27 protein-coding genes are annotated in these 25282 nt (G+C 70.8%); 15 read left to right on the top strand and 12 right to left on the bottom strand.

The genetic code is table 11. The features are described 5' to 3' along the window. Positions 1-23: 23 nt before the first annotated feature. Positions 24-2123, bottom strand: a complete 2100-nt coding sequence (gene tkt / locus ACFV04_RS35315; protein ID WP_380534995.1) for a transketolase — start codon at positions 2121-2123, stop codon at positions 24-26. 463 nt (positions 2124-2586) lie between these two features. Here tkt and ACFV04_RS35310 point away from each other — a divergent pair, with 463 nt between their 5' ends. Continuing rightward, complete coding sequence (locus tag ACFV04_RS35310; protein ID WP_380339077.1) at positions 2587-3534, top strand: heme o synthase; 948 nt, start codon at positions 2587-2589, stop codon at positions 3532-3534. A 71-nt stretch (positions 3535-3605) separates the two neighbouring features. On the opposite strand, the gene ACFV04_RS35305 is transcribed toward ACFV04_RS35310, so the two are convergent. Continuing rightward, on the bottom strand, positions 3606-4247 hold the full coding sequence (locus ACFV04_RS35305; RefSeq protein ID WP_380339080.1) for a DUF2461 domain-containing protein: 642 nt from the start codon (positions 4245-4247) through the stop codon (positions 3606-3608). 149 nt (positions 4248-4396) lie between these two features. Between ACFV04_RS35305 and ACFV04_RS35300 the strand changes: the two genes are divergently transcribed. Then, a complete protein-coding gene (locus tag ACFV04_RS35300) occupies positions 4397-4732 on the top strand; it encodes a hypothetical protein (protein WP_380534993.1) in 336 nt (111 codons plus the stop codon). A 73-nt stretch (positions 4733-4805) separates the two neighbouring features. On the opposite strand, the gene ACFV04_RS35295 is transcribed toward ACFV04_RS35300, so the two are convergent. Beyond that, on the bottom strand, positions 4806-5813 hold the full coding sequence (locus ACFV04_RS35295; protein ID WP_380534997.1) for a heme A synthase: 1008 nt from the start codon (positions 5811-5813) through the stop codon (positions 4806-4808). Positions 5814-6048: 235 nt separating this feature from the next. Here ACFV04_RS35295 and ACFV04_RS35290 point away from each other — a divergent pair, with 235 nt between their 5' ends. Continuing rightward, positions 6049-7377: a choice-of-anchor A family protein gene (locus ACFV04_RS35290; protein ID WP_380534992.1), complete on the top strand. Its 1329-nt coding sequence runs from the start codon at positions 6049-6051 to the stop codon at positions 7375-7377. Between the two features lie 317 nt (positions 7378-7694). Beyond that, positions 7695-8408, top strand: coding sequence for an LAETG motif-containing sortase-dependent surface protein (locus tag ACFV04_RS35285; protein ID WP_380534990.1), 714 nt, complete (start codon positions 7695-7697; stop codon positions 8406-8408). Positions 8409-8572: 164 nt separating this feature from the next. On the opposite strand, the gene ACFV04_RS35280 is transcribed toward ACFV04_RS35285, so the two are convergent. Both ACFV04_RS35280 and ACFV04_RS35275 read right to left on the bottom strand, forming a co-directional pair. After that, positions 8573-9388: an ABC transporter permease gene (locus ACFV04_RS35280; protein WP_380339088.1), complete on the bottom strand. Its 816-nt coding sequence runs from the start codon at positions 9386-9388 to the stop codon at positions 8573-8575. Beyond that, positions 9385-10311 (bottom strand): ABC transporter ATP-binding protein, encoded by a 927-nt coding sequence (locus tag ACFV04_RS35275; protein ID WP_360255864.1) that lies wholly within the window; start codon positions 10309-10311, stop codon positions 9385-9387. The genes ACFV04_RS35280 and ACFV04_RS35275 overlap by 4 nt, the downstream gene beginning before the upstream one ends. 179 nt (positions 10312-10490) lie before the next feature. Between ACFV04_RS35275 and ACFV04_RS35270 the strand changes: the two genes are divergently transcribed. Genes ACFV04_RS35270 through ACFV04_RS35235 form a run of 8 tightly spaced genes read left to right on the top strand, consistent with a single transcriptional unit; the run spans position 10491 to position 17264 of the window. After that, complete coding sequence (locus tag ACFV04_RS35270) at positions 10491-11333, top strand: helix-turn-helix transcriptional regulator (protein ID WP_380339147.1); 843 nt, start codon at positions 10491-10493, stop codon at positions 11331-11333. 9 nt (positions 11334-11342) lie between these two features. Further along, a complete protein-coding gene (sufB, locus tag ACFV04_RS35265) occupies positions 11343-12758 on the top strand; it encodes a Fe-S cluster assembly protein SufB (RefSeq protein WP_360255860.1) in 1416 nt (471 codons plus the stop codon). Between the two features lie 57 nt (positions 12759-12815). Next, complete coding sequence (sufD, locus tag ACFV04_RS35260; RefSeq protein ID WP_380339091.1) at positions 12816-14045, top strand: Fe-S cluster assembly protein SufD; 1230 nt, start codon at positions 12816-12818, stop codon at positions 14043-14045. A 5-nt stretch (positions 14046-14050) separates the two neighbouring features. Beyond that, positions 14051-14368, top strand: coding sequence for a bifunctional 3-phenylpropionate/cinnamic acid dioxygenase ferredoxin subunit (locus ACFV04_RS35255; RefSeq protein ID WP_360255855.1), 318 nt, complete (start codon positions 14051-14053; stop codon positions 14366-14368). A 6-nt stretch (positions 14369-14374) separates the two neighbouring features. After that, positions 14375-15139: a Fe-S cluster assembly ATPase SufC gene (sufC, locus tag ACFV04_RS35250; RefSeq protein ID WP_063349527.1), complete on the top strand. Its 765-nt coding sequence runs from the start codon at positions 14375-14377 to the stop codon at positions 15137-15139. Further along, on the top strand, positions 15136-16395 hold the full coding sequence (locus tag ACFV04_RS35245) for a cysteine desulfurase (RefSeq protein WP_360255852.1): 1260 nt from the start codon (positions 15136-15138) through the stop codon (positions 16393-16395). Before sufC ends, ACFV04_RS35245 begins: the two co-directional genes overlap by 4 nt. Positions 16396-16415: 20 nt before the next feature. Next, positions 16416-16868 carry a Fe-S cluster assembly sulfur transfer protein SufU gene (gene sufU, locus ACFV04_RS35240; protein ID WP_360255850.1) on the top strand — a complete coding sequence of 151 codons (453 nt, stop codon included), beginning with the start codon at positions 16416-16418 and terminating at the stop codon, positions 16866-16868. 21 nt (positions 16869-16889) lie between these two features. Then, positions 16890-17264, top strand: coding sequence for a metal-sulfur cluster assembly factor (locus ACFV04_RS35235; RefSeq protein WP_380339095.1), 375 nt, complete (start codon positions 16890-16892; stop codon positions 17262-17264). Positions 17265-17526: 262 nt separating this feature from the next. On the opposite strand, the gene ACFV04_RS35230 is transcribed toward ACFV04_RS35235, so the two are convergent. From ACFV04_RS35230 to amcB, 7 genes are all read right to left on the bottom strand, one after another. After that, positions 17527-18390 carry a hypothetical protein gene (locus ACFV04_RS35230; protein ID WP_380339098.1) on the bottom strand — a complete coding sequence of 288 codons (864 nt, stop codon included), beginning with the start codon at positions 18388-18390 and terminating at the stop codon, positions 17527-17529. Between the two features lie 156 nt (positions 18391-18546). Beyond that, a complete protein-coding gene (locus ACFV04_RS35225; protein WP_380534986.1) occupies positions 18547-19008 on the bottom strand; it encodes an NUDIX domain-containing protein in 462 nt (153 codons plus the stop codon). Positions 19009-19041: 33 nt separating this feature from the next. After that, positions 19042-19395: a hypothetical protein gene (locus ACFV04_RS35220; RefSeq protein WP_380534984.1), complete on the bottom strand. Its 354-nt coding sequence runs from the start codon at positions 19393-19395 to the stop codon at positions 19042-19044. A gap of 80 nt (positions 19396-19475) precedes the next feature. Further along, positions 19476-20192, bottom strand: coding sequence for a hypothetical protein (locus ACFV04_RS35215; RefSeq protein WP_380534983.1), 717 nt, complete (start codon positions 20190-20192; stop codon positions 19476-19478). 22 nt (positions 20193-20214) lie between these two features. Then, entirely contained in the window at positions 20215-20901 is a 687-nt protein-coding gene (locus ACFV04_RS35210; RefSeq protein WP_380339108.1) for a pentapeptide repeat-containing protein, read from the bottom strand. Between the two features lie 71 nt (positions 20902-20972). Further along, positions 20973-21146, bottom strand: coding sequence for a multiple cyclophane-containing RiPP AmcA (gene amcA, locus ACFV04_RS35205; protein WP_380534981.1), 174 nt, complete (start codon positions 21144-21146; stop codon positions 20973-20975). Then, on the bottom strand, positions 21143-22288 hold the full coding sequence (amcB, locus tag ACFV04_RS35200; RefSeq protein ID WP_380339113.1) for a cyclophane-forming radical SAM peptide maturase AmcB: 1146 nt from the start codon (positions 22286-22288) through the stop codon (positions 21143-21145). Before amcB ends, amcA begins: the two co-directional genes overlap by 4 nt. Before the next feature lie 1342 nt (positions 22289-23630). On the opposite strand from amcB, the gene ACFV04_RS35195 reads away from it, so the two are divergent. The 3 genes from ACFV04_RS35195 to ACFV04_RS35185 all read left to right on the top strand — a co-directional run bounded on the left by ACFV04_RS35195 (position 23631) and on the right by ACFV04_RS35185 (position 25042). Next, positions 23631-23780, top strand: a complete 150-nt coding sequence (locus ACFV04_RS35195) for a hypothetical protein (RefSeq protein ID WP_380534979.1) — start codon at positions 23631-23633, stop codon at positions 23778-23780. Continuing rightward, positions 23777-24307 carry a GNAT family N-acetyltransferase gene (locus ACFV04_RS35190; RefSeq protein WP_380339119.1) on the top strand — a complete coding sequence of 177 codons (531 nt, stop codon included), beginning with the start codon at positions 23777-23779 and terminating at the stop codon, positions 24305-24307. Before ACFV04_RS35195 ends, ACFV04_RS35190 begins: the two co-directional genes overlap by 4 nt. A 261-nt stretch (positions 24308-24568) precedes the next feature. After that, positions 24569-25042, top strand: coding sequence for an NUDIX domain-containing protein (locus ACFV04_RS35185; RefSeq protein ID WP_380534977.1), 474 nt, complete (start codon positions 24569-24571; stop codon positions 25040-25042). Positions 25043-25282 lie beyond the last annotated feature (240 nt).

Here is a 25282-nt window from a genome sequence, read left to right as displayed (position 1 = left end):
GGCGGGTGCGCGGCCCCGGACGGCTAGCGGTTGACGGCTTCGAGGGAGCGCAGGGCGTTGTGGGCCTCGGCCACCACGCGCTCGGCGGTGATGCCGAACTCCTCGAAGAGCACCTTGTAGTCGGCGGAGGCGCCGAAGTGCTCCAGCGAGACGATCCGGCCGTGGTCGCCGACCAGCTCGCGCCAGCCCTGGGCGATGCCGGCCTCGACCGACACCCGGGCCTTGACCGACGGCGGCAGCACGCTGTCGCGGTAGGCCTGGTCCTGCTCCTGGAACCACTCGAAGGACGGCAGCGAGACCACGCGGGTCGCGATGCCCTCGGCCTCCAGGACCTCGCGGGCCTTGACGGCCAGCTGGACCTCGGAGCCGGTGCCGAGCAGGATCACCTGCGGGTCGCCGGTGGAGGCCTCGGCCAGGACGTAACCGCCCTTCGCGGTGCCCTCGGCGGAGCCGAAGACCTCGCGGTCGAAGGTCGGGACGCCCTGGCGGGTGAGAGCCAGGCCGACCGGGCCGGGGTGGCTGGTGTGGCGCTCGACGATCGTGCGCCAGGCGACGGCGGTCTCGTTGGCGTCGGCCGGGCGGACCATGGCCAGGCCCGGGATGGCGCGCAGCGAGGCCAGGTGCTCGACCGGCTGGTGGGTCGGGCCGTCCTCGCCCAGGCCGATCGAGTCGTGCGTCCACACGTAGGTGACCGGCAGCTTCATCAGCGCGGCCAGGCGGACGGCCGGGCGCATGTAGTCGGCGAAGACCAGGAAGGTGCCGCCGTACACGCGGGTCCTGCCGTGCAGGGCGATGCCGTTCATGGTCGAGCCCATGGCGTGCTCGCGGATGCCGAAGTGGATCGTGCGGCCGTACGGGCTCGCGGACTTCAGCGGGTTGCCCTCGGGGAGGAAGGAGCTGTCCTCGTCGATGGTGGTCAGGTTGGACTCGGCGAGGTCGGCCGAGCCGCCCCACAGCTCCGGGATGACCGCGCCGATCGCCTTGAGGGTGTCGCCGGAGGCCTTGCGGGTGGCGACGTCCTTGCCGGCTGGGAAGGAGGGGACGGCCTTCTTCCAGCCCTCGGGCAGCTCGCCGGCCGTGATCCGGTCGAAGTCGGCGGCGCGCTGCGGGTGGGCGGCGCGCCAGGCCTCGAAGGTCTGCTGCCACTGGTCGCGGTCGGCCTTGCCGCGCTTGATGACCAGGCGGGCGTGCTGGATGACCTGGTCGCTGACCTCGAAGGTCTTCTCCGGGTCGAAGCCCAGGACCTTCTTGGTGGCGGCGATCTCGGCGCCGCCGAGCGCGGAGCCGTGGGCCTTGGCGGTGTTCTGGGCGTCCGGGGCCGGCCAGGCGATGATGGTGCGCATCGCGATCATCGACGGGCGGGAGGTCTCGGCCTTGGCCGCGGCCAGCGCGTCGGCGAGGGCGGCCACGTCGATGTCGCCGTTGGACTTCGGGGTGACCCGCTGGACGTGCCAGCCGTACGCCTCGTAGCGCTTGAGGACGTCCTCGGAGAAGGCCGTCTCGGTGTCGCCCTCGATCGAGATGTGGTTGTCGTCGTAGAGCGCGACCAGGTTGCCCAACTGCTGGTGGCCAGCCAGCGAGGACGCCTCGGCGGAGATGCCCTCCTCCAGGTCGCCGTCGGAGACGATGGCCCAGATCGTGTGGTCGAAGGGGGACTCGCCGGCCGGGGCCTCGGGGTCGAAGAGGCCGCGCTCGTAGCGGGCGGCCATCGCCATGCCGACCGCGTTGGCGATGCCCTGGCCGAGCGGACCGGTGGTGGTCTCCACGCCGGCCGTGTGGCCGTGCTCGGGGTGGCCGGGGGTGCGGCTGCCGGCGACGCGGAAGGCCTTGAGGTCGTCCAGCTCCAGGCCGTAGCCCGACAGGTACAGCTGGGTGTAGAGGGTCAGGCTGGTGTGCCCGGGGGAGAGGACGAAGCGGTCACGGCCGGCCCAGGCCGGGTCCGTCGGGTCGTGGCGCAGGAACCGCTGGAAGATCAGGTACGCGGCCGGGGCCAGCGACATGGCCGTCCCGGGGTGTCCGTTGCCGACCTTCTGGACAGCGTCCATCGCGAGGACTCGCGCGGTGTCAACCGTGCGCTCGTCCAGATCGGTCCACTCGAATGCGTTCGTCGGCGCAGTGCTCACCCTGTCTCAGGGCTCCTTCCATTGAAGAGTGACCCCGTGAATGGGGACCGGGTCGGCCACGGCGCTGTGGTCCCGACGCTGGGTGGTGCCGGTCACGGAGGGTAGATCCCGCTTCTGCGTGCGAGCCTACCGTCCGGGCCGGGGCTCACCCTCCGTGCTGAGACAACCGGGATTTCCGCATGGTGATTCCCACTAGGCCGGTCTGACTGGTTTTGCCCCAGGCTCTCCTGTTTCGTGCCGCTCCGCCGCCGGGGTGGTCGGGACGGGCTAGCGGGGACCGCCGGGGACGGTTCGTGGCTTCACCCAGTCGGTTCACCCGGGGGTGTGCGGTTCGGCCTCGCCGGGGGACCCCGGAGCCGGATGGGATATATGGAACGTCTATGGTGTCGTGGTACGCGCAGAGCGGACGATTTCGGGACCCTTCGTTCCTGGGGACGCCTGCGAGGATTCATCTTCAGTTGGGGTGTTAGTGACCGCCGTCGAAACCCGTCCCGCCGGGGTCACCGGGGCGACGCCTGCGCACCGGCCGATCGGGGCCCGTGTCGGCGCGTTCGTCGCACTGACCAAGCCCCGGATCATCGAGCTGCTGCTGATGAGCACCGTGCCGGTGATGTTCCTGGCCCAGCAGGGCGTGCCGAACATGCTGCTGGTGCTGAAGGTCGTGGTCGGCGGCTACCTCTCGGCGGGCGGCGCCAACGCCCTCAACATGTACATCGACCGCGACATCGACGCGATGATGACCCGCACCGAGCGGCGTCCGATCGTCACCGGGATGGTGTCGCCGCGCGAGGCGCTGGTGTTCGGCGTCGTGCTCGCGGTCGTGTCGACGCTGCTGCTGGGCTTCGGCGTCAACTGGCTCTCCGCCGGGCTGGCGCTGGGCGCGCTGCTGTTCTACGTGTTCGTCTACACGCTGGGGCTCAAGCGGCGCACCTCGCAGAACATCGTCTGGGGCGGCATCGCCGGCTGCATGCCGGTGTTGGTCGGCTGGTCCTCCGTCACGAACTCGGTGTCCTGGGCGGCCGTGATGCTGTTCCTGGTGGTGTTCTTCTGGACGCCGCCGCACACCTGGGTGCTGTCGATGAAGGTGCGCGACGACTACCTGCGGGCCGGCGTGCCGATGCTGCCGGTCGTCAAGGGCAACGTGGCGGTCGGCAAGCAGGTCGTCATCTACTCCTGGGTGATGGTCGCCGTCTCGCTGGCGGTGTGGCCGCTCGGGCACATGAGCTGGCTGTACCCCGTCGCCGCGGTGCTGCTGGGCGGGGCCTGGCTGCGCGAGGCGCACGCGCTGTACGCGCGGGCCAAGGCCGGGATCGTGGGCGCCAAGCTCAAGGAGATGCGGCTGTTCCACTGGTCGATCACCTACCTGTCGCTGCTGATGGTGGTCTGCGCGGTCGACCCGTTCGTGAAGTAAGAGGTACGTGCGCGAGAGCCCCGGTCCGGTGGACCGGGGCTCTCGCGTTTCCGGGGCGGGCCCGGCGGGCTTCAGCGGGCGGGGAGCTCGGAGGGGCCGACGTGGCCGTCCAGCCAGTCCCGCAGCGGGCGGGAGGCGCGCAGGAAACCGGTGATCCGGGTGTGGGCGGCGCGGGTGCCCAGCCACGTCGCCGGCTCCCACTCCTGCCAGGCCACCAGGCCCTTGTGCCGCAGCAGCTCGATCCTGGGGTGGTCCTTGGGGTAGCCGCGCGGGGCCGTCTTGAGGGAGTCCCGGCCGAGCACCTGCGGGCCGTCCTGCTCCACCCGGGCGATCACCCGCTCCAGCTCGGCGCCGGTGACGTCCTCGGCGACGGCGGCGCGGTAGCGCTCCAGCTGGTCCGGGGCGAGCTGGTACATGCCGTTGCCGCAGGCCAGGCCGTCGGCGGAGAGCTGCACGTAGCCGCCGCTCTCCAGGTGCGCGCCGATGTGCGTCTTGTAGGGGGACTTGTCGGCGCTGAAGCGGACGTCGCGGTTCGGGCGGAAGATCTTCCCCGGCCCGAACTCCGGCTCCAGGTCGGCGAGCAGGTGCTCCATGGGGGCGCGCACGGCGTCGTCGTACTGCCCCTTGTGGGCCTGCCAGAAGGTCTTCGAGTTGTCGGCCTCCAGGTGCTCGTAGAAGTCGAGCGCCTCGTCCGGCCAGCCTTTGAACGTCACGCCTCCAGTATGTGTCCCGGTGCACAGGGTGCTCCCGTCGCCAGTCGCACTACCGCTGGGTAGCATGCGGGCATGAGCGAGCGAAGTGAGCGAATCATCGAGAGGTGCGCACGGGTGAACGCCCCTGCCGAGCGAAGCGAGGCGGGCGCATGAGCAGCGCAGAGACCGCCGCCGCCGCGCCGGACGCCCGCACCGAGCGCCGCGCCAAGCGCATCGCCAAGAACCTGACCAGCTTCGCCAAGCAGCACGGCGGCAGCGCCGACGCGGTCGTCGAGTACGTCGGCGCCATGGCCACCCGGATCGTCGTGGTCGGCGCGGACGGCGCCTGGGGCGACCAGGTGGCCCCCAGCTACGCCGTGGGCCGCCGGGCCGCGGAGCTGGCCGGGCTGACCCTGCACGACGACTTCGAGGGCGAGCTGGGCCTCAAGGTCAAGACCGGTCCGTACGAGTGGAAGCGGATGGCCGGCATCCAGCTCGGCGGCTGACGCCCCCCGGACACCGCGAAGGCCCGGCTCCCCTCCGTGCGGGGGGAGCCGGGCCTCCGTCGTTCCGGGCGCCTCAGGCGGTCGCGGTCTGCGGTTCCCGGGCGGGCAGCTGTCCGGTGACGGGCAGGTCCCCGCGGGTGCGCAGGGCGAGCGGGATGCGGAGGGCGGCGATCCAGGTCAGCGCGGCGAGGAGCATGTGCAGGCCGACCATCAGCTCCGGGGCGTCGGTGAAGTACTGGATGAAGCCGAGTACGCCCTGGAGCACCAGGACGGCGAGCAGTTCCCTGGCGCGGGCCTTGGCGGGCCGGGGGGCCTTCACGGCGGCGAAGACGAAGATCACCGCGATGGCCAGGCCGACCGAGACGAAGGCGAGGTCGGCGTGGAACTGGGCGAGGCGGTCGTAGTCGATCGGGATGCGGGGGACGATCTTGTTGTCCTTGGGCGTACCCGGGTGGTGGCCGGCGCCGGTGACCAGGGTGCCGGCCGCGACCAGCAGACCGATGACCGTCACCAGGACGTACGACAGCTGGTGGATGGGCCGGGCCACCGAGAGCACGGCCGGGCCGTCGCCCTCCTTCGAGCGCTCCCACATCAGCAGGGCGACCCAGACCAGGCCCATGGCGGCGATCATGTGCAGCGCGACGGTGTACGGGTTGAGGCCGGTCAGCACGGTGATGCCGCCGAGCACCGCGTTGCTCATCACCAGCCAGAACTGCGCCCAGCCGAGCTTGGTCAGGCTGCGCCGCCAGGGGCCGGAGGCTCCCCCCGCCGAAGGCTGGGGGCGGCAGCGGGCGGCCAGGATCGCCCACCCGACCGCGGCGCTCAGCACGTAGGTGAGCATCCGGTTGGTGAACTCGATGACGCCGTGGAAGCCCATCTCGGCGGTGGGCGTCAGGCTCTCGTCGGTGCAGCGGGGCCAGGTCGTACAGCCGAGGCCGGAGGCGGTGAGCCGGACGGCGCCGCCGGTGACGACGATCACCACGCTCATCACCAGCGCGGCGAACGCGGCGCGCCGGACCATCGCGGCGGAGGGCTGCCAGCGCTCGGCGAGCAGGGAGAAGGGGGTACGCACGGGGTCAATCGTAGGCGGCCTTACAGGCGATCTTGGGGCGGGGCGCGGTGGCGCGGGCGGTGGTGGCCGCGGAGCCGGTGGTCGGGGACGCGCGGATGAGGGCGTGCGGACAAAAGGGGCATTCCGCTCGGCCATGATCAATGGTCTTGACCAATTGCCGTCCGGCCGCAAGAGTGCGCAAATGGTCCAGACCTTTTCCGGGCCAATCCCCCCTTTCCTCCCGCACCCAAGCGGAGACCCGCACATGCGCATATCCATTTCCGCCGCCGCGCTCGCGGTCGGCGGCTCGCTCGCACTGGCCGGCCTCGTCGCGCCGGCCGCCCAGGCCGTCGGCGCCGACCAGGAGTGCCGCGGCCTCGGGGTCGCCAACCTCTACGGCGAGTTCATCGAGGGCGACGACACCCACACCCCGGACGCCGAGGGCGCGGTCGCGGTCGGCGGCAACGCCGACTTCACCGGCGGCTTCTCGGTCGGCCAGGAGCTCACCGCCGCCGAGGTCGACGCGCTGCCCGGCAGGAACGCACTGGTCGTGGCCGGTCGCATCACCGGCCGCAACACCCAGGTCATGAAGGGCAACGGCGTCTACGGATCCAAGGTCGACGGCGCGGTCGTCCAGGCCCACCGGGGCGCGGTCGCCCAGGGCGCCTCGCCGATCGACTTCAAGGCCGAGTTCGCCAAGCTGAGGGCCGCCTCCACCGCGCTGGCCGCCGTGCCGCAGACCGCCGGTGCCACCGTCCGGGCCGAGGGCGCCAAGCTGACGTTCACCGGCGGGGACGCGAAGTACAACGGCTTCACCGTCGACGCGGCGAAGCTGCAGGGCGCCAAGGACATCTACCTCAAGGTGCCGACCGGCTCGGTGACGGTGGTCAACGTGACCGGCGGCTCGTACGACATGGCGGCGGCCGGGACCACCGGCTTCCACCTGTGGGACGCGGGCACGTCGGCGTTCGTCCTGGACGACAAGCTGCAGAGCGCGGCGGGCGGGGCGATCCGGGCCAAGCTGCTCTGGAACTTCCCGGCCGCGACCACGGTGGTCAAGAACAGCCAGGCCGCCTGGGCGGGCACCGTGCTCGCGCCGAACGCCGCCTTCGACCTCGGCAGCGGCGGCCCGGTCAACGGCTCGGTGATCGCCGCGTCGCTCACCGGCAAGGGTGGCGCGGAGACGCACCACTACCCCTTCACCGGCTGTCTTCCGGGCACCGGCGTCCCGACGCCGACCGGCTCGCCGACCGCGCCGCCGGTGGTGCCGAGCGGATCCCCGTCGGTGACGCCGAGCGGTTCGGCCTCCCCGGGCGGATCGGCGAGCCCGTCGGCGAGCCCGTCCGCGCCGAGCACCGGCAAGCCCGGCGCGAGCGCGTCGGCCGGCCCGTCGGTCTCCGGCTCGGCCACCGCTCCGGTGGCCCCCGGTTCGCCCGGTTCGCCCGGTCCGTCCGCAACGGCGGACGGCGGTGGCAACCTGGCGCACACCGGCTCGGGCCCGGTGCTGCCGCTGGCGATCGGCGGCGCCGTGGTGATCGCCGCGGGTGGCGCGATCGTGGTGGCGGCCCGGCGCAAGGCGACCAAGAAGGTCTGATAAGCCTGAAACGCCCGGATGTTCGCCGAGTGACCGAAGCGGCGCCCGCGGTGATTGAACCAGATCACCGGGGGCGCCGTTCTGTCTTGAAGGTGACGAAGTTCATTCAAGTTCGCCGAACTCGCGTTCTGCGAGGTGGCGGCCGTGATGGGCTGGTCATGCACATCAAGGACCGGACGGACAGACGAAATCCGGTCGTGCGGCGGGGTGTGGCGGGATGCGGGGGTGCCGGTAGAGTCCCCCGGACAGTCGTAGCGGGCCACCGCGAACCAGTCAACACGCCTGCTGCACAAGACCGTTCTGAGGGGAACAGCGTAATGGCGCGACAGCAGCGGCACATCGGGATCGGCGCGGCGGCACTTGCCGGCACAGCGGCGGCCGGTTTTCTCCTGCCCCTGGCGCTGGCCACCAACGCCTCGGCGCACGTGCCGAGTTGGTCGGTGACCTGCGACAAGATCGTGATCGATCTGATCAACTACAGCCCCAAGTCTGACGTGAAGAACACCGTCAGCCTCACCATCGACGGCGACAAGGTCCTGGACGCCAAGGCCTTCCCCGCCGAGTTCCACGGCACCTTCCCGGTGAAGGACCACACGGCCCCGATCAAGGCGACTCTGGTGGTTTCCACCTCGGAGAACCCGAACGAGAAGGGCTGGAACATCAACGAGACCAAGACCATCGAGCCGTGCCACACGCCGACTCCGACCCCGACCCCCACCCCCACCAAGACCCCCACCCCCACGCCGACGCCGACGAAGACGCCGACGCCGACGCCGACACCCACCGTGACGCCGACGAAGACGCCGACCCCCACGCCGACGCCCACCGCGACGCCGCCCGTGACCCCGCCGGCCACGCCGACCCCGAGCGACACCCCCGTCCCGGCGCCGACCACCAGCGGGCCGGTGCTCGCCCAGACCGGTAGCAACGACGCCACCCCGATCATCGCCGCGGCCGGCGGCGGCGTGCTGCTGGTCGGTGGCACGCTCGTTCTGCTCGCCCGCAAGCGCCGTGGCAGCAGCGAGGGCTGACGCTCCCGACGGCCGTGAAGCCGCGACGCCCCCCGGCCGGATGAGGCCGGGGGGCGTCGTGCGTCATGCGGCCCGGGTGCCGTGCGTGCGGCGTCGGGCGTCGCGGCGGCGTCCGTAGCGGTGCCGGGCTTCGCGGCGTCGGGCGTCGCGGGGCGCGGAGCCGCTCACTCCCAGCGGAAGAAGCGGGCGGCCGCGGCCAGGCCGAGTACGGACCAGCCGGCCAGGATCCCGAGGTCCGCCCAGGGCACCCCGGCGCCGGTCTGCAGCACCGACCGCAGGCCGTCCGAGAGCGCCGAGATCGGCAGCACTTCCAGCACCGACCGCACCGCGTCGGGGAACTTGGCGAGCGGCACGACCACCCCGCCCGCGAGCAGCAGCAGGATGAACACCAGGTTGGCGGCGGCCAGCGTGGCCTCGGCCTTCAGGGTGCCGGCCATCAGCAGGCCGAGCCCGGAGAACGCGGCGGTGCCGAGGACCAGCAGCGCGACGACGGCCAGGGCCCCCTGCGGTGTCGCGAGCCCGTGCGGGGACCAGCCGAGCGCCAGCGCGATCACCGACAGCAGCGCGACCTGCAGTGCCTCCGTCACCAGGACGCAGCCGGTCTTGGCGGTCAGCAGCGTCCAGCGCGGGAGCGGACTGGCGCCGAGCCGCTTCAGCACGCCGTAGCGGCGCTCGAAGCCGGTGGCGATGGCCTGCCCGGTGAAGGCGGTGGACATCACGGCCAGGGCGAGCAGGCCGGGGGCGAGGAAGTCGACCCGCTTGCCGGGGCCCTCGACCGCGACGACGTCCACGGCGGAGAACAGCACCAGCAGCACGGTCGGGATGACCACGGTGAGCAGCAGCTGCTCACCGTTGCGCCACAGCATCCGGGTCTCGAACGCGGTCTGCGCGAGCAGCATCCGGCCGACCGGGGCGGCGCCGGGCCGGGGGGAGTGGTCGGTGGCGACGGCGCCCGCGGCCGCCTCGCTCGGTGCGCTCATGAGCGGAGCTCCCGTCCGGTCAGGTCGAGGAAGACGTCTTCGAGGCTGCGGCGCTGGACGGACAGCCGTTCGGGCAGGACCCCCGAGGCCGCGCACCAGCCGGTGACGGTGGCCAGCAGCTGCGGGTCCACCGGCGCCTCGACGCGGTAGTTGCCGGGGGCGGTCTCGACGGCGGTGGCGCCCTCGGGCAGCTCCTTCAGCAGCGGGCCGAGGTCGAGACCGGGCGGGCCGTCGAAGCGCAGGGCGTTCTCGGCGCCGCCGCGGCACAGTTCCTCGGTGGTGCCGTCGGCGATCACCCGGCCGCGGTCCACGACGGCGACGCGGTCGGCGAGCTGCTCGGCCTCGTCCATGTGGTGGGTGGTGACGACCACGGTGACGCCGTCCCGGCGCAGGTCGCGGACCAGCTCCCAGGTGGCCCGGCGGGCCTGCGGGTCGAGGCCGGCGGTGGGCTCGTCCAGGAAGACCAGCTCGGGGCGGCCGACCACGGCCATCGCCAGGGCGAGCCGCTGCTGCTGGCCGCCGGACAGCCGCCGGTAGGTGGTCCGGCCGCAGGAACCGAGGCCGAGGCGCTCGACCAGGGCGTCCACGTCCAGCGGGTGGGCGTGCAGCTTGGCGGTGTGCCGCAGCATCTCGACGGCGCGGGCGCCCGCGTACACGCCGCCGGACTGCAGCATGACGCCGATCCGGGGCCGCAGCGCGGCGCCCTGGGTGACCGGGTCGAGGCCGAGGACGCGGACGGTGCCGGCGTCGGGGCGGCGGTAGCCCTCGCAGGTCTCGATGGTGGTGGTCTTGCCGGCGCCGTTGGGGCCGAGGACGGCGGTGATCGCGCCGGCCGCGATGGTGAGGTCGAGGCCGTCGACCGCGGCCTTGTCACCGTAGCGCTTGACCAGCCCGGCGATCTGGACCGCGGGTTCGGAGTGCATACCGGCGAGTGTAAGAGGCGGCTCACGGATCGCCCCCAGGGTGGGGTGGTGCCGACGGCCTCGATGATCGTTCCCCCAGGCCAGGTAAGGCTTACCTGCGTGATCGATGACACCGGTGAGGCCTGGATCACGGGTTGTCCCGACGGAAGTAATTACGCAACACTGGTGTTGTGAAAAACATGCGCGAGCACGCCCAGCAGCAGGAGGCCGAGTCGGTCTCCCACTGCGACGTGCCCGTGACGGCGGCCGAGGTGCTGCTGGACGGCCACCGCGCCACCCGGGACCGGGTCGCCCGGTCGATCCTGGACCACGGCCCGTCCTCCGCCGCCGACCTGGCGAACCGGCTCGGCCTCACCGCCGCGGCCGTCCGCCGCCACCTCGACGGACTGGCCGCCGCGGGCCTGGTCGAGTCCCGCGAGCAGCGGGTCTACGGCAGCCGCGGCCGGGGCCGTCCGGCCAAGGTCTTCGCCCTCACCGACGGCGGCCGGGACGCCTTCTACCAGGCCTACGACCAGCTCGCCGCCGACGCGCTGCGCTGGATCTCGGACTCGGTGGGCGGCGGAAAGGCGGGCGAGGAGGCGGTCGCCGCCTTCGCCCGGGCCCGTTTCGGCAAGCAGGGCGAGAAGTACCTGGAGGCACTGCGCCTGGCCGGGGCGGGGGAACGCACCGAGGCACTCGCCCAGGCGCTCAGCGCCGACGGGTACGCTGCCACGGTGCGGCGTGTCCCGTCGGCCGCGGCCAAGGCCCCGGCGGGCGCCCAGCTCTGCCAGCACCACTGCCCGGTCGCGCACATCGCCGAGCAGTTCCCGCAGCTCTGCGAGGCGGAGACCGAGGTCTTCTCCCAGCTCCTGGGCACCCATGTGCAACGGCTGGCCACCATCGCCCACGGCGACGGGGTCTGCACCACCTATGTGCCGGCACCCGGTGCCGCATCGTCGTCCGCCCGGCGTTCCGCGGGCCGCGACTCCGATGCAGCGCCGACTGCCGGTACGTCCACCGAAGATTCTGCGTCCGCGCGTTAGGAAACTCGCATGACTGACACCGTTTCGCACCCGGAGCTCGAGGGCCTGGGCAACTACGAGTACGGCTGGGCCGACCCGGACGCCGCCGGCTCCGTGGCCAAGCGCGGGCTCAGCGAGGAGGTCGTGCGCGACATCTCCGCGAAGAAGTCCGAGTCCGAGTGGATGCTGAACCTGCGGCTCAAGGGCCTGAAGCTGTTCGGCAAGAAGCCCATGCCGACCTGGGGCTCCGACCTCACCGGCATCGACTTCGACAACATCAAGTACTTCGTCCGCTCCACCGAGAAGCAGGCCGAGTCCTGGGAGGACCTGCCGGCGGACATCAAGGCCACCTACGACAAGCTGGGCATCCCGGAGGCGGAGAAGCAGCGCCTGGTCGCCGGTGTCGCCGCCCAGTACGAGTCCGAGGTCGTCTACCACCAGATCCGCGAGGACCTGGAGGAGCAGGGCGTCATCTTCCTGGACACCGACACCGCGCTGCGCGAGCACCCGGAGCTGTTCAAGGAGTACTTCGGCACCGTCATCCCGGCCGGTGACAACAAGTTCGCCGCGCTGAACACCGCGGTGTGGTCCGGCGGCTCGTTCATCTACGTGCCGAAGGGCGTGCAGGTCGACATCCCGCTGCAGGCCTACTTCCGGATCAACACCGAGAACATGGGCCAGTTCGAGCGGACGCTGATCATCGTCGACGAGGACGCCTACGTCCACTACGTCGAGGGCTGCACCGCGCCGATCTACTCCTCCGACTCGCTGCACTCCGCGGTCGTCGAGATCATCGTCAAGAAGGGCGGCCGCTGCCGCTACACGACCATCCAGAACTGGTCGAACAACGTCTACAACCTGGTCACCAAGCGCGCCGTGGCGTACGAGGGCGCGACCATGGAGTGGATCGACGGCAACATCGGCTCCAAGGTCACCATGAAGTACCCGGCCGTCTACCTGATGGGCGAGCACGCCAAGGGCGAGACCCTGTCGATCGCCTTCGCGGGCGAGGGCCAGCACCAGGACGCCGGCGCCAAGATGGTGCACATGGCGCCGAACACCTCCTCGCACATCGTCTCCAAGTCGGTGGCGCGCGGCGGCGGCCGGACCTCCTACCGCGGTCTGATCGAGATCGGCGAGGGCGCGCACGGCGCCAAGTCCAACGTGCTGTGCGACGCCCTGCTGGTCGACACGGTCTCCCGCTCGGACACCTACCCGTACGTGGACGTCCGCGAGGACGACGTGTCCATGGGCCACGAGGCGACCGTCTCCAAGGTCAGCGAGGACCAGCTGTTCTACCTGATGAGCCGCGGTCTGACCGAGACCGAGGCCATGGCGATGATCGTCCGCGGCTTCGTCGAGCCGATCGCGCGCGAGCTGCCGATGGAGTACGCGCTGGAGCTCAACCGGCTGATCGAGCTGCAGATGGAGGGCGCGGTCGGCTGACCCCCGACCGCAGCCGCCGTCCACTGATTTCCGAGGAAGAGAGCACAACGAACAGCCATGGCTGAGCAGAACACCACCGGCTCCACCACCGCCGGGTCGATCGAGGTCGGCACCGCCGGCGCGGGCGCGCAGCTCGCCGGCCCCGGCACCGGCCGGGCCACGGTCCAGCAGCCGATCGACGCGCGCGTCGCGGTCAAGCCGTCCTTCGACGTGAACGACTTCCCGGTGCCGCACGGCCGCGAGGAGGACTGGCGGTTCACCCCGCTGCACCGCCTCGGCGGGCTGCACGACGGGACCGCCGCTGCCGCCCCGCGCGGTGAGGACAAGGTCGAGTTCACCCTGCCGGACGGCGTCACCGCCGAGACCGTCGGCCGCGACGACGCCCGCCTGGGCAAGGCCGGCACGCCGGTGGACCGGGTGGCCGCGCAGGCGTTCAGCGCCTTCGAGCAGGCCCTGGTGGTCACCGTTCCCAAGGACGCGGTGCTGACCGAGCCGGTCAGGATCGACGTGCGCGGCGAGGGCGGCGTCCGCTTCGCCCACGTCGTGATCGACGTCAAGCCGTTCGCCGAGGCCGTCGTGGTGCTCAACCACGTCGGCACCGGCACCCGCGCCGCCAACGTCGAGCTGCTCGTCGGCGACGGCGCCAAGCTCACCTTCGTCTCCGTCCAGGACTGGGAGCGCGACGCCGTCCACGTCGCCCAGCACAACGCGCTGGTCGGCCGGGACGCCACGTACAAGTCCGTGGTCGTGACCTTCGGCGGCGACCTGGTCCGCCTGCACCCGCGGGTCAACTACGCGGGCCCCGGCGGCGAGGCCGAGCTGTTCGGCCTGTACTTCGCCGACGCCGGCCAGCACCTGGAGCACCGCCTGGTGATCGACCACGACACGCCGCACTGCCGGTCGAACGTGGCGTACAAGGGCGCGCTGCAGGGCCAGGACGCGCACGCGGTCTGGGTCGGCGACGTGCTGATCCGAGCCGCCGCGCTCGGCACCGACACCTACGAACTCAACCGCAACCTGGTGCTCACCGACGGCGCCCGGGTCGACTCGATCCCGAACCTGGAGATCGAGACCGGCGAGATCGTCGGCGCCGGCCACGCCTCGGCGACCGGCCGCTTCGACGACGAGCAGCTGTTCTACCTGCAGGCCCGCGGCATCCCGGCGGACGAGGCCCGCCGCCTGGTGGTGCGCGGCTTCTTCGCCGAGCTGCTCCAGCAGATCGGCGTGGCCGAGGTCCAGGAGCAGCTCATGGAGAAGATCGACGCCGAGCTGGAAGCGGCGGTCTGAACGCGATGAGCTTCCTCCGTGCCTGCGCGCTGAGCGACCTCCAGGAGGAGGTGCCCAAGCGCGTGGACCTCAACGGCGTGCCGGTCTCCGTCGTCCGCACCGACGAGGGGGTGTTCGCGATCAACGACACCTGCTCGCACGCGAACGTCTCGCTCTCCGAGGGCGAGGTCGAGGACTGCATGATCGAGTGCTGGCTGCACGGCTCCAGCTTCGACCTGCGCACCGGCAAGCCCTCCGGCCTGCCCGCCACCAAGCCGGTCGCTGTCTACCCCGTAAAGATCGAAGGGGACGATGTGCTCGTCTCCGTCAACCAGGAGTCCTGAGTACACATGGCAACCCTTGAAATCCGCGACCTGCACGTCTCCGTCGAGGCCGAGAACGGCCCGCGCGAGATCCTGAAGGGCGTCGACCTGACCGTGAAGCAGGGCGAGACCCACGCCATCATGGGTCCGAACGGCTCCGGCAAGTCCACCCTGGCCTACTCGCTCGCCGGCCACCCCAAGTACACCGTCACCGGCGGCTCGGTGCTGCTGGACGGCGAGGACGTCCTGGAGATGTCCGTCGACGAGCGCGCCAAGGCCGGCGTCTTCCTGGCCATGCAGTACCCGGTCGAGGTCCCCGGTGTCTCGGTCAGCAACTTCCTGCGCACCGCCGCCACCGCCGTCCGCGGCGAGGCCCCGAAGCTGCGGCTGTGGGTGAAGGAGGTCAAGGAGGCGATGGCCGCTCTCCAGATGGACCCGGCCTTCGCCGAGCGCAACGTCAACGAGGGCTTCTCCGGCGGCGAGAAGAAGCGCCACGAGATCCTCCAGCTCGAACTGCTCAAGCCGAAGATCGCGATCCTCGACGAGACCGACTCCGGCCTGGACGTCGACGCGCTGCGGATCGTCTCCGAGGGCATCAACCGGGTCCGCTCGACCGGCGAGGTCGGCACCCTGCTGGTGACCCACTACACCCGCATCCTGCGGTACATCAAGCCCGACTACGTCCACGTCTTCGCGGGCGGCCGCATCGTCGAGTCCGGCGGTGCCGAGCTGGCCGACAAGCTGGAGAACGAGGGCTACGAGGCGTACGTGAAGGGGGGCGCATCCGCGTGACCCATCCGTTCACCGGACTGCTCGACACCGACGCGATCCGCAAGGACTTCCCGGTCCTGCAGCGGCTGCTGCACGACGAGAAGCCCTTGGTCTACCTGGACAACGCGGCGACGTCGCAGAAGCCGCGCCAGGTGCTGGAAGCGCTGAACGCCTACTACGAGCGGCACAACGCCAACGTCCACCGCGGCGTGCACGTGCTCGCCGAGGAGGCCACCGCGCTGTACGAGGGCGCCAGGGACAAGGTCGCGGCGTTCGTCAACGCGCCGAGCCGCAACGAGGTGATCTTCACCAAGAACGCCTCGGAGTCGCTCAACCTCGTCGCCAACATGCTGGCCTGGGCCGACGAGCCGTACAAGGTCGACGCCGACTCCGAGATCGTCATCACGGAGATGGAGCACCACTCCAACATCGTCCCGTGGCAGCTGCTGTCGCAGCGCAGCGGCGCGAAGCTGAAGTGGTTCGGGCTGACCGACGAGGGCCGGCTCGACCTGTCGAACATCGACGAGCTGATCACCGAGAAGACCAAGGTGGTCTCCTTCACCCTGGTCTCCAACCTGCTCGGCACGGTCAACCCGGTCGAGACGATCGTCCGCAAGGCCCAGTCGGTCGGCGCGCTGGTCGTCATCGACGCCTCGCAGGCCGCGCCGCACATGGTGCTGGACGTGCAGGCGCTGGAGGCCGACTTCGTCGCCTTCACCGGCCACAAGATGCTGGCCCCGACCGGCATCGGCGTGCTCTGGGGCCGCCAGGAGCTGCTGGAGGACCTCCCGCCGTTCCTCGGCGGCGGCGAGATGATCGAGACCGTCACCATGGGCTCGTCCACCTACGCCCCGGCGCCGCACAAGTTCGAGGCCGGCACCCCGCCGATCGCCCAGGCGGTCGGGCTCGGCGCGGCCATCGACTACCTGTCCGGCATCGGGATGGAGAAGATCGCCGCCCACGAGCACGCGATCACCGAGTACGCCGTCGAGCGGCTGCTGGAGGTCCCGGACCTGCGGATCATCGGCCCGCGCACGGCCGTGGACCGCGGTGCCGCGATCTCCTTCACCCTCGGCGACATCCACCCGCACGACGTGGGCCAGGTGCTGGACGAGCAGGGCATCGCCGTGCGCGTCGGCCACCACTGCGCGCGGCCGGTCTGCCTCCGGTACGGAATTCCGGCGACCACGCGGGCGTCGTTCTACCTGTACTCGACGCCGGGCGAGGTCGACGCGCTGATCGACGGCCTGCACCACGTCCGGAACTTCTTCGGCTGACGGGACGGGGCAGGACGACCATGAAGCTCGACTCGATGTACCAGGACATCATCCTGGACCACTACCGAAACCCCCACGGCAAGGGGTTGCGGGACGGCGACGCCGAGGTGCACCACGTCAACCCGACGTGCGGCGACGAGATCACCCTGCGGGTGAAGCTCGACGGCTCGACGGTGGCCGACGTCTCGTACGAGTCCCAGGGCTGTTCGATCAGCCAGGCGAGCGCCTCGGTGCTCAACGACCTGGTGGTCGGCAAGTCCGTGGGCGAGGCGCAGGCGGTCCAGGAGGCCTTCCTGGAGCTGATGCAGAGCAAGGGCCAGGGCGAGGGCGACGAGGAGGTGCTGGAGGACGCGGTCGCGTTCGCCGGCGTCTCCAAGTACCCGGCCCGGGTCAAGTGCGCCCTGCTCAGCTGGATGGCCTGGAAGGACGCCACCGCCCAGGCGCTCGCCCAGCACCCCGCCGTGAACGACTGATCCCGCAGAGGAGGACAGACCATGAGTGACGAGACCACCTCCGCTGCGGAGGAGCAGGCCGGCATCATCGTCGGCACCACGGCCGGCACCGTTTCGGTCGAGGACCTGACCGAGGCCCTGATGGACGTCGTCGACCCCGAACTGGGCATCGACGTCGTCAACCTGGGCCTGATCTACGGCGTCCACATCGACGAGTCCGACGTGGCCACCATCGACATGACGCTCACCTCGGCGGCCTGCCCGCTGACCGACGTCATCGAGGACCAGGCCAAGACCGCCACCGACGGGCTGGTGAAGGACCTGCGCATCAACTGGGTCTGGATGCCGCCGTGGGGCCCCGACAAGATCACCGACGACGGCCGCGATCAGCTCCGCGCGCTCGGCTTCAACGTCTGAGGTAGCTGGTCGATCGTTGTTCCGCTGCCGCGCGAACCCTCGGGGGTCGCGCGGCAGCGGCGTTTCCGGGGTGAACACCCGCGCGTGATCTCCTTTGTTGCGCGGGTTCACCGCCGTTCCCCACCGTCCACCCCCCACCCGCCTGCCGGCGGGCGCCCACCCCGGCCCTCGCCGCGCGCTGCCCGGCCAGGTGGCACGCGGCGCTGATGGAGCAGGGTGATGTACCTGCCGGAGCCCCTTCGGACCGGTGGGACAGCGCGCCTCAAGCGGCGATGTGTGCAGGCCGGCTACCAGCCATCGCGGAGCGCAGGGCGGTTCGGACTCGGGCAGCACCTGCGGCTGCCACCTCCGCCCCCTTGCCGAATGTGAGGGTTCGGGCTGCCAGGCCGGCACACGGGCGGCAGATGCCCGGCCGGGGCACGGGGTCGTGACACTTGGCGCACTCGGCGTACCGGGCCGGCGGCCGTGCGGCAGGCCGGGCGGGTGGCATCTTGTGTTCCAGGCGGTAGCGGAGCACAGCGGCCGCCGAGTGCACCGGGGTGGGCAGGCCCGGCAGCAGGGCGTGGGCGAGGTCGGCTGCGGTGCAGCCGCGTGCCAGCCACTGCGCCACCATCGGTGCCAGCTCCCGGACTTCGGCCTCGCCCAGGCGCAGTCGGGGCTCGGGGCGGATCACCCGGAACAGCGTGGCCGCTGCCTCACGGATCTCGGGTGCTTCCTCCTCTCCTCCCTGGTCGCTTTCGCCTGCCGGGCTTGTGGGGAGGGAGGGTTCTTGGTGCCGGTTCTTTACAACAGGGCTGCCAGCAGGGCCGGTTGCCGCTTCACCGGGCGCCGGACGGGTGGTACCCGGCGGCGCCGTGGCGTGTGGGGTGTCGTAGACGTGGGATTCGGTGATGATCGTGCCGTCGGGCATGCGGATCTTCTCGACCCGGTAGAAGCCGGCCTCAGTGAGCTCCTTCAACGCCTTGCGGATCGCGCCGCGTCCCTGGGGGCTGCTGTCGGCCATGTGTCGTCCGTCTTCGCGCCAGCCGTCGGGGCGGGAGAGGAGGTCCGCGAGCAGGCCTCGGGCGGTGTAGCTCAGCCGCCGGTACTGGAGGACGGCGTTGGGTAGCACGGTGAAGTTGCGCACGTGAGCGCTACGATGGATCCGCATCTGGAGTTGGTGCTCCTGGTGCCGGACCCCGGAGCGTTGGCGCGCTGCCGGGGTCGCCTGTTTTTGATTGGATTACGGAACGTACCACGACACTTGACGCAGCGTGAGACGTTCACGACATTCAGTGCGTGATCAGCGCGCTGACGCAGCTGCCGGATTGCGGCTACCTGGCGGCGAGAAGGTGCCCGCGGTCGACGGCCTTGCGGAGGACCGCGGCGATTTCCGGGGCAGGAGGTTGATCGCGTCGAGGGCTTCGGTGGTGAGGGGGATCTCCTCCAGGAAGTACTCGCCCCGGCCTTCCTGGCTGAACTCGGGCCCAGTGCGATCCTCGAAGCTCCACTTGTCGACGGTGGCGAGGTAGAAGTCCTGGCGCTCGTCGTCCGTCTCGATGGTGTGGAGGAGACTGACGATCTCGGCCTCGCCCGCGATTTCCTCGCGGACCTCGCGCCGCAGGGCGTCCTCGGGGCTGGCGTCGGTCGGTTCGATCTTGCCGCCGACGATCACCCAGTACGGGTCGATGCCGGGGCGGATGCGCTTGATCAGCAGCGTGGTGTCGTTCGGGGTGAGGAGGACGGCTCGGACTCGGTGCTGCATGGTGGCCTGCTTCTTGTTCGGCGGGACGGGCGGTCAGGCGGCTTCGGCCTGGTCCATTGCGGCTGCACTCGGCTGTGCGAGCCAGACCAGCCGTGCGGTGATCCCCGGACGCCCGGCGAAATGGCGCAGGGCCGGATCGGGGGATGCGAGGGTCATTCGCACCTGCCCGTCGATGCTGATCACGTGCGCCGGCCCGCCGTGGTCGACGAACCCCCAGGCCACGACCCACCCGTCGACGTCCGGGAGTCCCTCGCCACACACCTGGACGACGGCGAACAGACGGGGTGCGGTGTCGAGCACGAGCCCGCACAGCTCCTGGTCGAAGGTCAGGCCGGCCGGGTGCCGAGACATGACCGGACGGGAGTTCTGCGGCGGCGCAACAGCCATGGAAGTTCTCCTACGTGAACGGGAGTTGGAGGCGACGCTGGCGCCATCACGGGCAGCGGAACAGCTCGCACTGGGCGGTGTCAGATCGGCGAGGCCAGGACGCCTCGTGGCCAATGGCCGAGCCAGAACGCGGCGGTGGACGGTTCGGGTTGGCCCTCGGTGGAGCCGTCGTGAGGCAGCAGTTCGGTGGGGGCGATGTAGCCCTCGCCGGGATCGAGCCGCAGCCGGAAGACACGCAGGGGCAGCCCGAGGGCGGCGTAGGCCCGCAGGTCGTCGGTGTGCGGATAGCGGTCATTGGGGTCGGTGTGGAGACAGCGGCAGATGGCGCGGATGTCGAGGCTGCCGAGCAGGAGGTAGCGGGTGCCGGGGCCGAGGTTGAAGCACAGGCGTCGGCGGCCGGTGTGCTTGGAGCGGTAGTTCAGCTTGTCCCAGTTGTCGATGTGCAGGCCGATGCGGCGGCCGTCCTGGTAGTTCGGGGTGGTGGTGAGGGCTTTGGCAGGGCTGGTGGTGCGGCCGACGTGGAAGGCATCCGGGTCGCCGAGCGGGTCGGCGAGGGACGCGAGGCCGGCCGGGGCCGGGCCGTCCGGGAGCTTCGCCAGTTCCACTAGGGTGCTGTCGGCGGTGAGCCCGGTGGGGCGGAGGCTGGCGGCCTCCGAGGTGGTGAGGGATTGCCAGGGGCCGACCGGGAGGACGGCCCCGTCCTCGTAGTCGAGGTCGCCGTGGGCGATGCGGACGCCGGTGGTGTCGCACCTGGCGATGAGGGCGGCGGGGTCGGTGTGGGCGATCGCGAGAGTCACGCGGGTTCCTCCCGGGCGTGGTTCACCGGTCGTCGAGGGTGTCTGCGAAGGTCACGTCGAGTTCGGCGATCAGGGCTTCGGCGAGTTCGGCCTGCTGGGTGCGGTCGATGAGGACCTTGGCGAGGTTGGCGACGCCGCGCAGCGTGGTGAGGTCGTTGCCTCGCAGGACGAGGCCCTGGTACTTGCCCCGGCCGAACTCGGTCAGCCGCAGGGTGCAGGCGTCCAGGACCGCGTTGCTCAGGTCGCAGCCGGTGAATGACGCCTCGACGAGCACGCACTTGGTGAAGGCGACCGGGCCGGTGGCGCGGACCTGCTCGAAGGTCGAGTAGTCGAGCTTGCAGTTGTCGAACAGGACGTTGTCCAAGGTCGTGCCGGTGACGGCGGCGCCCATGACCTTGCAGTTGCGGAAGACGACGCGGGAGAGCTTGCTGTCGGTGATGCGGGCGGTGGCCAGGTCGCAGGTGTCGAACTCGACGGAGTCGAGGCGGACCTGGTCGAGCCGGAAGCGGTCGGCCCGCAGGCCGGCGACGCGGCCGGTGATCAGGCGCGTCTCGGCGAGGTCCAAGTCCCGGAGGTCCGCGTCGCCGTACTGGAAGTCCTGGACCAGGCCACGGGCGGACTCGAGGGTGGTGACGTTGGACAGGTAGAGGCCGGGTTCGTTCAGGCGGGGCAGGGTCACGGTGACGCGGCCGAGAGTGATGCTGTCCACGGGGCTCCGATCTCGGGTGGTGCCGGGTCCGCACCGCTCGGTGCGGACCCGGCGCTGTTCGGCTGGTGCGGCTAGCTCTTGTTCGGCCAGTTGTCCCAGGTCGGCCGGTTGTCGAACGACGATCCGGCGTTGTCCCAGGTGGGCCGGTTGTCGAACGGGTCGGCGGTGGGGCCGGCCACGGCGGCACCGGTGAGGTCGGCGACCACGGCGGTGTCGCTGGCGGCCAGGAGTTCGAGCAGGGTCATGCGGCTTGCTCCTCTCGGACGGTATCGGACAAGGCGGTGACCAGGGCCTGCCGGGACACGCGGCAGTAGTTCGTCTCGGTGGTGTCCAGGCGGCCGTTCTCGAAGTAGCGATTGCCGGCCTGGGCTCCGCGGCAGAAGCCGAAGAACTGGCAGGTGGCCTCGCACTCGTCCAGGCCGGTCAGGAACTCGCGCACGTACGTGAGCTGGTGTGCGCGGTCCAGCATGGAGCCGATGGTCTGCTCCAGGACGTTCCCGGCCCGGAAGTTCTCGTAGGCCGGGTCGGTGATCCCGGCGAGTTCGGGGGAGAGCAGGACGACGTCGCCGTTGGAGGCGATGGTCGGGATCGGGTCGATCAGCGTGCGGTCCCAGTCGTCCCGGCGGCCGTCGCGGACGGCTCGCAGGTAGGCGCCGAGTCGGTCGACCTCGCGGATCGTCAGGCCGGGGTGGCGGCGGGACCAGGCGATGGTGCGGTGCCAGAACTCGCGGGCCTGTTCGGCGGTGGGCACTGCGCGATCGGTGTTGACGCCCTCCCTCTCCTCCATATTCAGGCCCACGGTGTGACAGCCGAGGTCGGCCATGAAGTCGAGCAGGGTCTCCGGGTCTCCGACGCTCTCCGCGCTGACGACGGAGATCACCGAGAAGCGGATGCCGTGTTCGCGCAGCTGCCCGACGCCCTTCATGATCCGGTCGAAGGCCTGGTGGCCGGCCCAGTCCACGCGCCGGCGGTTGAGGGTGGCCGGGCCGTCGATGCTGACCCCGACACGGAAGCCGTACGCGGCGAGGAAGTCGCACCAGGCCGGGGTGATCAGTGCGGCGTTGGTCTGCACCGAGTGCTCGACCAACCCGGCCTGCCGCAACGGCTCGAACGGGGCCAGCAGCTCCGCGAGCCGCGTGCGGCCGACGGCCAGCGGCTCGCCGGCGTGCCAGACCACCTCGACCGGCTCCGGCGATGCGGCAACGGCGAACTCGGCGACGGAACGGGCCACCGCCTCGGCGATCGCGACCGGCATCGGGGCCCGCCGCTTGCGGTCGGGCAGGTAGCAGTAGGTGCAGTCCAGGTTGCAGAAAGGGTCCGCCTGGAGAACGACCGTCCTCGGACGACGGGCGATGCGGCGCCGATATCGGGCCGGGGAATGCATCATGCTGCCCCTCCAAGGGCGGAGACTGGGCCGGCGCAGGGCCGTTCACGGGACGGGATCCCGCGCTGGAACCGCCCGGGGCCGAGCGGCGTGCAAACAGTGAACGACCGTCACGTGCCAGATGGTGAGGCAAAGTTGACAGCACCGTGGTCCCAGCCCGACCGGAAAACTTGACCGTCTCATTACTCGACCCCCTGCACGGCACGTGACAACACGACTACGTTGATCGCATGGTGGCTAACGTTCCGCTCCGCCTCCGGATGGCCGAACGCCGGATGACGAAGGCCGAGTTGGCGCACGAAGTGAACACCGAGATCAGGACCCTCACGGGGAAACCCGGCTCCGTGTCAGAGCGCACGGTGCACAACTGGCTGACCGGTGCGACCCGGTGGCCGCCGGTGAAGATCCGCCTCGCACTCAGGGCAGTGTTCGCATGTACGCCCGAAGACCTGGGCTTCGTCCCGACCGGGCGGGCTCGCACCACACCGGAGGACGACGTGAGGCGACGCGACTTCATAGCGGCGGCCGGAGGTGCGGCCGTGACCGTGCTCACGAGTCCCCCTGCCGTGGCATCGAGCGGCCGGATCGGGATCGGTGACGTGCGGAGACTGCAGACCCGCTTCGCCGAGGTCATCGCCAGCGACCACCGCCATGGCGGTCGGCTCAGCATCGAGACCAAGGCGACCGCGCTCGCCGAGGAAGCCCTCAACCTGCAGAAGAACGGCACCGCGACCCAGCGGGTCCGGGCCCAGCTGTACGCGTGCGCGGCATCGTTCATGTCCTCGGCGATGTGGGCCGCGATCGATGGCCGTCGCTTCGGCGCCGCCCTCAAACACCACCAGAAGGCTGCCACCCTCGCGGCGATGTCCGGCGACTCCGGTATCCAGTTCCGAATCTGGTCCCACGCGGGGAGCCTGTACCGGCACCTCGGGCAGACAGGCGACGCGCTCGCCGCCAATGAGGTCGCCCGCAGCCTGCCGATCGCCCGACGCGACCCGCTGTTCGCCTCCCTCGGACACGCCCGCCATGCGGCGATCCACGGCCTGACCGGGGACTCCAATGCGGTCCGCCGGTCCATTGGGCACGCACAGGACGCTCTCAACCGCGCCGACCTCGGTGTCTCCCGACCAGTGTGGATCACCGCCTTCTACGATCAGTCCGAACTGGACTCCCTCGCCCTTGCCGCCCACCTCGCGGCCGCGAACTGGGAGGACGCAGAAGCACACGCACACCGCAGCATCGCCCAGCGGCGTGACACCATGCAGCGGTCCCGCGCGATCACCACCGTCCGGCTCGCCCGGGCCCAGCTAGGGCAGGCGATCTGGAGCCCGCGGTCGCCACCGCGATGTCCGTCCCGGCCGAGGACTCCGAGCACCCCCGCGTCACCCGGATGCTGGCCGCCTTCGGCACCTCGCTGCACCAGCTGGCCGGCGGCAGCGGCTCGGACCGTACTTGGACGGCGTACGCCCACAACACCTGGAGGACCACCGCGTGACCGTCGAACTCCGCCACCACACCATCCTGCCCCCCGAGGCCCGGCAGGACCTGCTGGACGTGTACACCGATGTGCGGGCCCCTCTGCTGCACCTGCCGAACTACCGCGTCGACGTGTTCGTCGAACGCTTCGATCGGCATGCCACCGAGCCCGGCTTCGAGCTCGTCGTCGGCTATGACGGCGAGGTACCGGTCGGGTACGCCTACGGCAACACGATCGAGGCGGGCGACCGATATTGGACGCGCATGACCGAGCCCCTTCCGGACGGCTACACAGAGGCCCCGGCTCTGGCCATCAAGGAGATCGGCGTCCGGATCCCGTGGCGGGGCACGGGTGCCGCCCGCCGGATCCACGACGGCCTGCTGCGCCGCCGGCCCGAGGAGCGTGTCACCCTTCTGGTCAACCCGCTCGCAGGGGACGGCAAGGTCCAGCGGCTCTACGAGACCTGGGGCTACCAGGCGTTCAACGCGCAACAGCCCTCTCCGGACTCGCCCCGGCTGACCGCGATGATCCGCCCGATCCACTGAGCCTGGGGCGGCGGGCCGAGTGCGGCACGCACTCGAAAATCGCCCGCGCCTACAGCGCGCAGAACTGCATGGACGAAGCTCTCGCGCTCGTACTGGACGCCGAGGAACCGGCCCGAGCAGGTCCGCTACCACTTCATCCCCCGACACCTGTTGGCCGACTGGGTCCGCCAACAGCACGGGAAGTCCAGCTACTTGCTGGCAGGCGTCGCGCAGCGGCTCCAGATCGTCGCGTGACGCGGCTGGGCGGCTACAGTCGTCGCCATGAGCGACTCCCAGTCCCACGAGGTTGTGGCCCAGCCCCGCTCCGCCGCGGGGGTGCTCTTCTTCGACGAGGACGACCGCGTCCTCCTCGTGAAGCCGACCTACAAGCCGGGCTGGGAGATCCCCGGCGGCTACCTGCACACCGGGGAGACCCCGAGCGAGGGCGCGGCCCGGGAGGTCAAGGAGGAACTCGGTATCACTCCGCCGATCGGCCGCCTGCTTGTCGCCGACTGGGCACCCCATGCCACCGAGGGCGACAAGCTCCTCTTCGTCTTCGACGGCGGCGTCCTCCCGACTGGCGAGCTCGACAACATCACCGTCGACCAGGTGGAGATCGGCGAGTATGCCTTCCACACCACCGACCAGTTCGACGCACTCCTCATCCCGCGCCTCGCCCGCCGCGTCCACGCGGCCTGCGTCGCCAGGGCGAAGTCAGAGACCGTCTACCTGGAACACGGAGCGACGCGCCTGTAACTGCGCGGCGACGACATCCGCTTCACCGTCTACGTCTGCGGGCGGTCAAGGTGGGTGCATGTCGCCGGTTGTGGCGTTCGGGCACAGGACTCTGCCCGAGTCTTCGGTAGGACGGGGTCCTCTCGCTTCCGGCAGGTCATTCGTCCTGCCCCACCAGCGCCGCGTGCCGCCTGGCGGGCGGCACGCCGTGAGGGCGGGGGCGGGCACCCGCCGGGAGGCGGGTGGGGGGGTGGATGGTGG

The organism is Kitasatospora sp. NPDC059599, from assembly GCF_042735125.1.
Taxonomy (GTDB): domain Bacteria; phylum Actinomycetota; class Actinomycetes; order Streptomycetales; family Streptomycetaceae; genus Kitasatospora.
The sequence above is the reverse complement of the archived record's forward strand: the minus strand, read 5'-3'. Positions and strand labels throughout refer to the sequence as shown.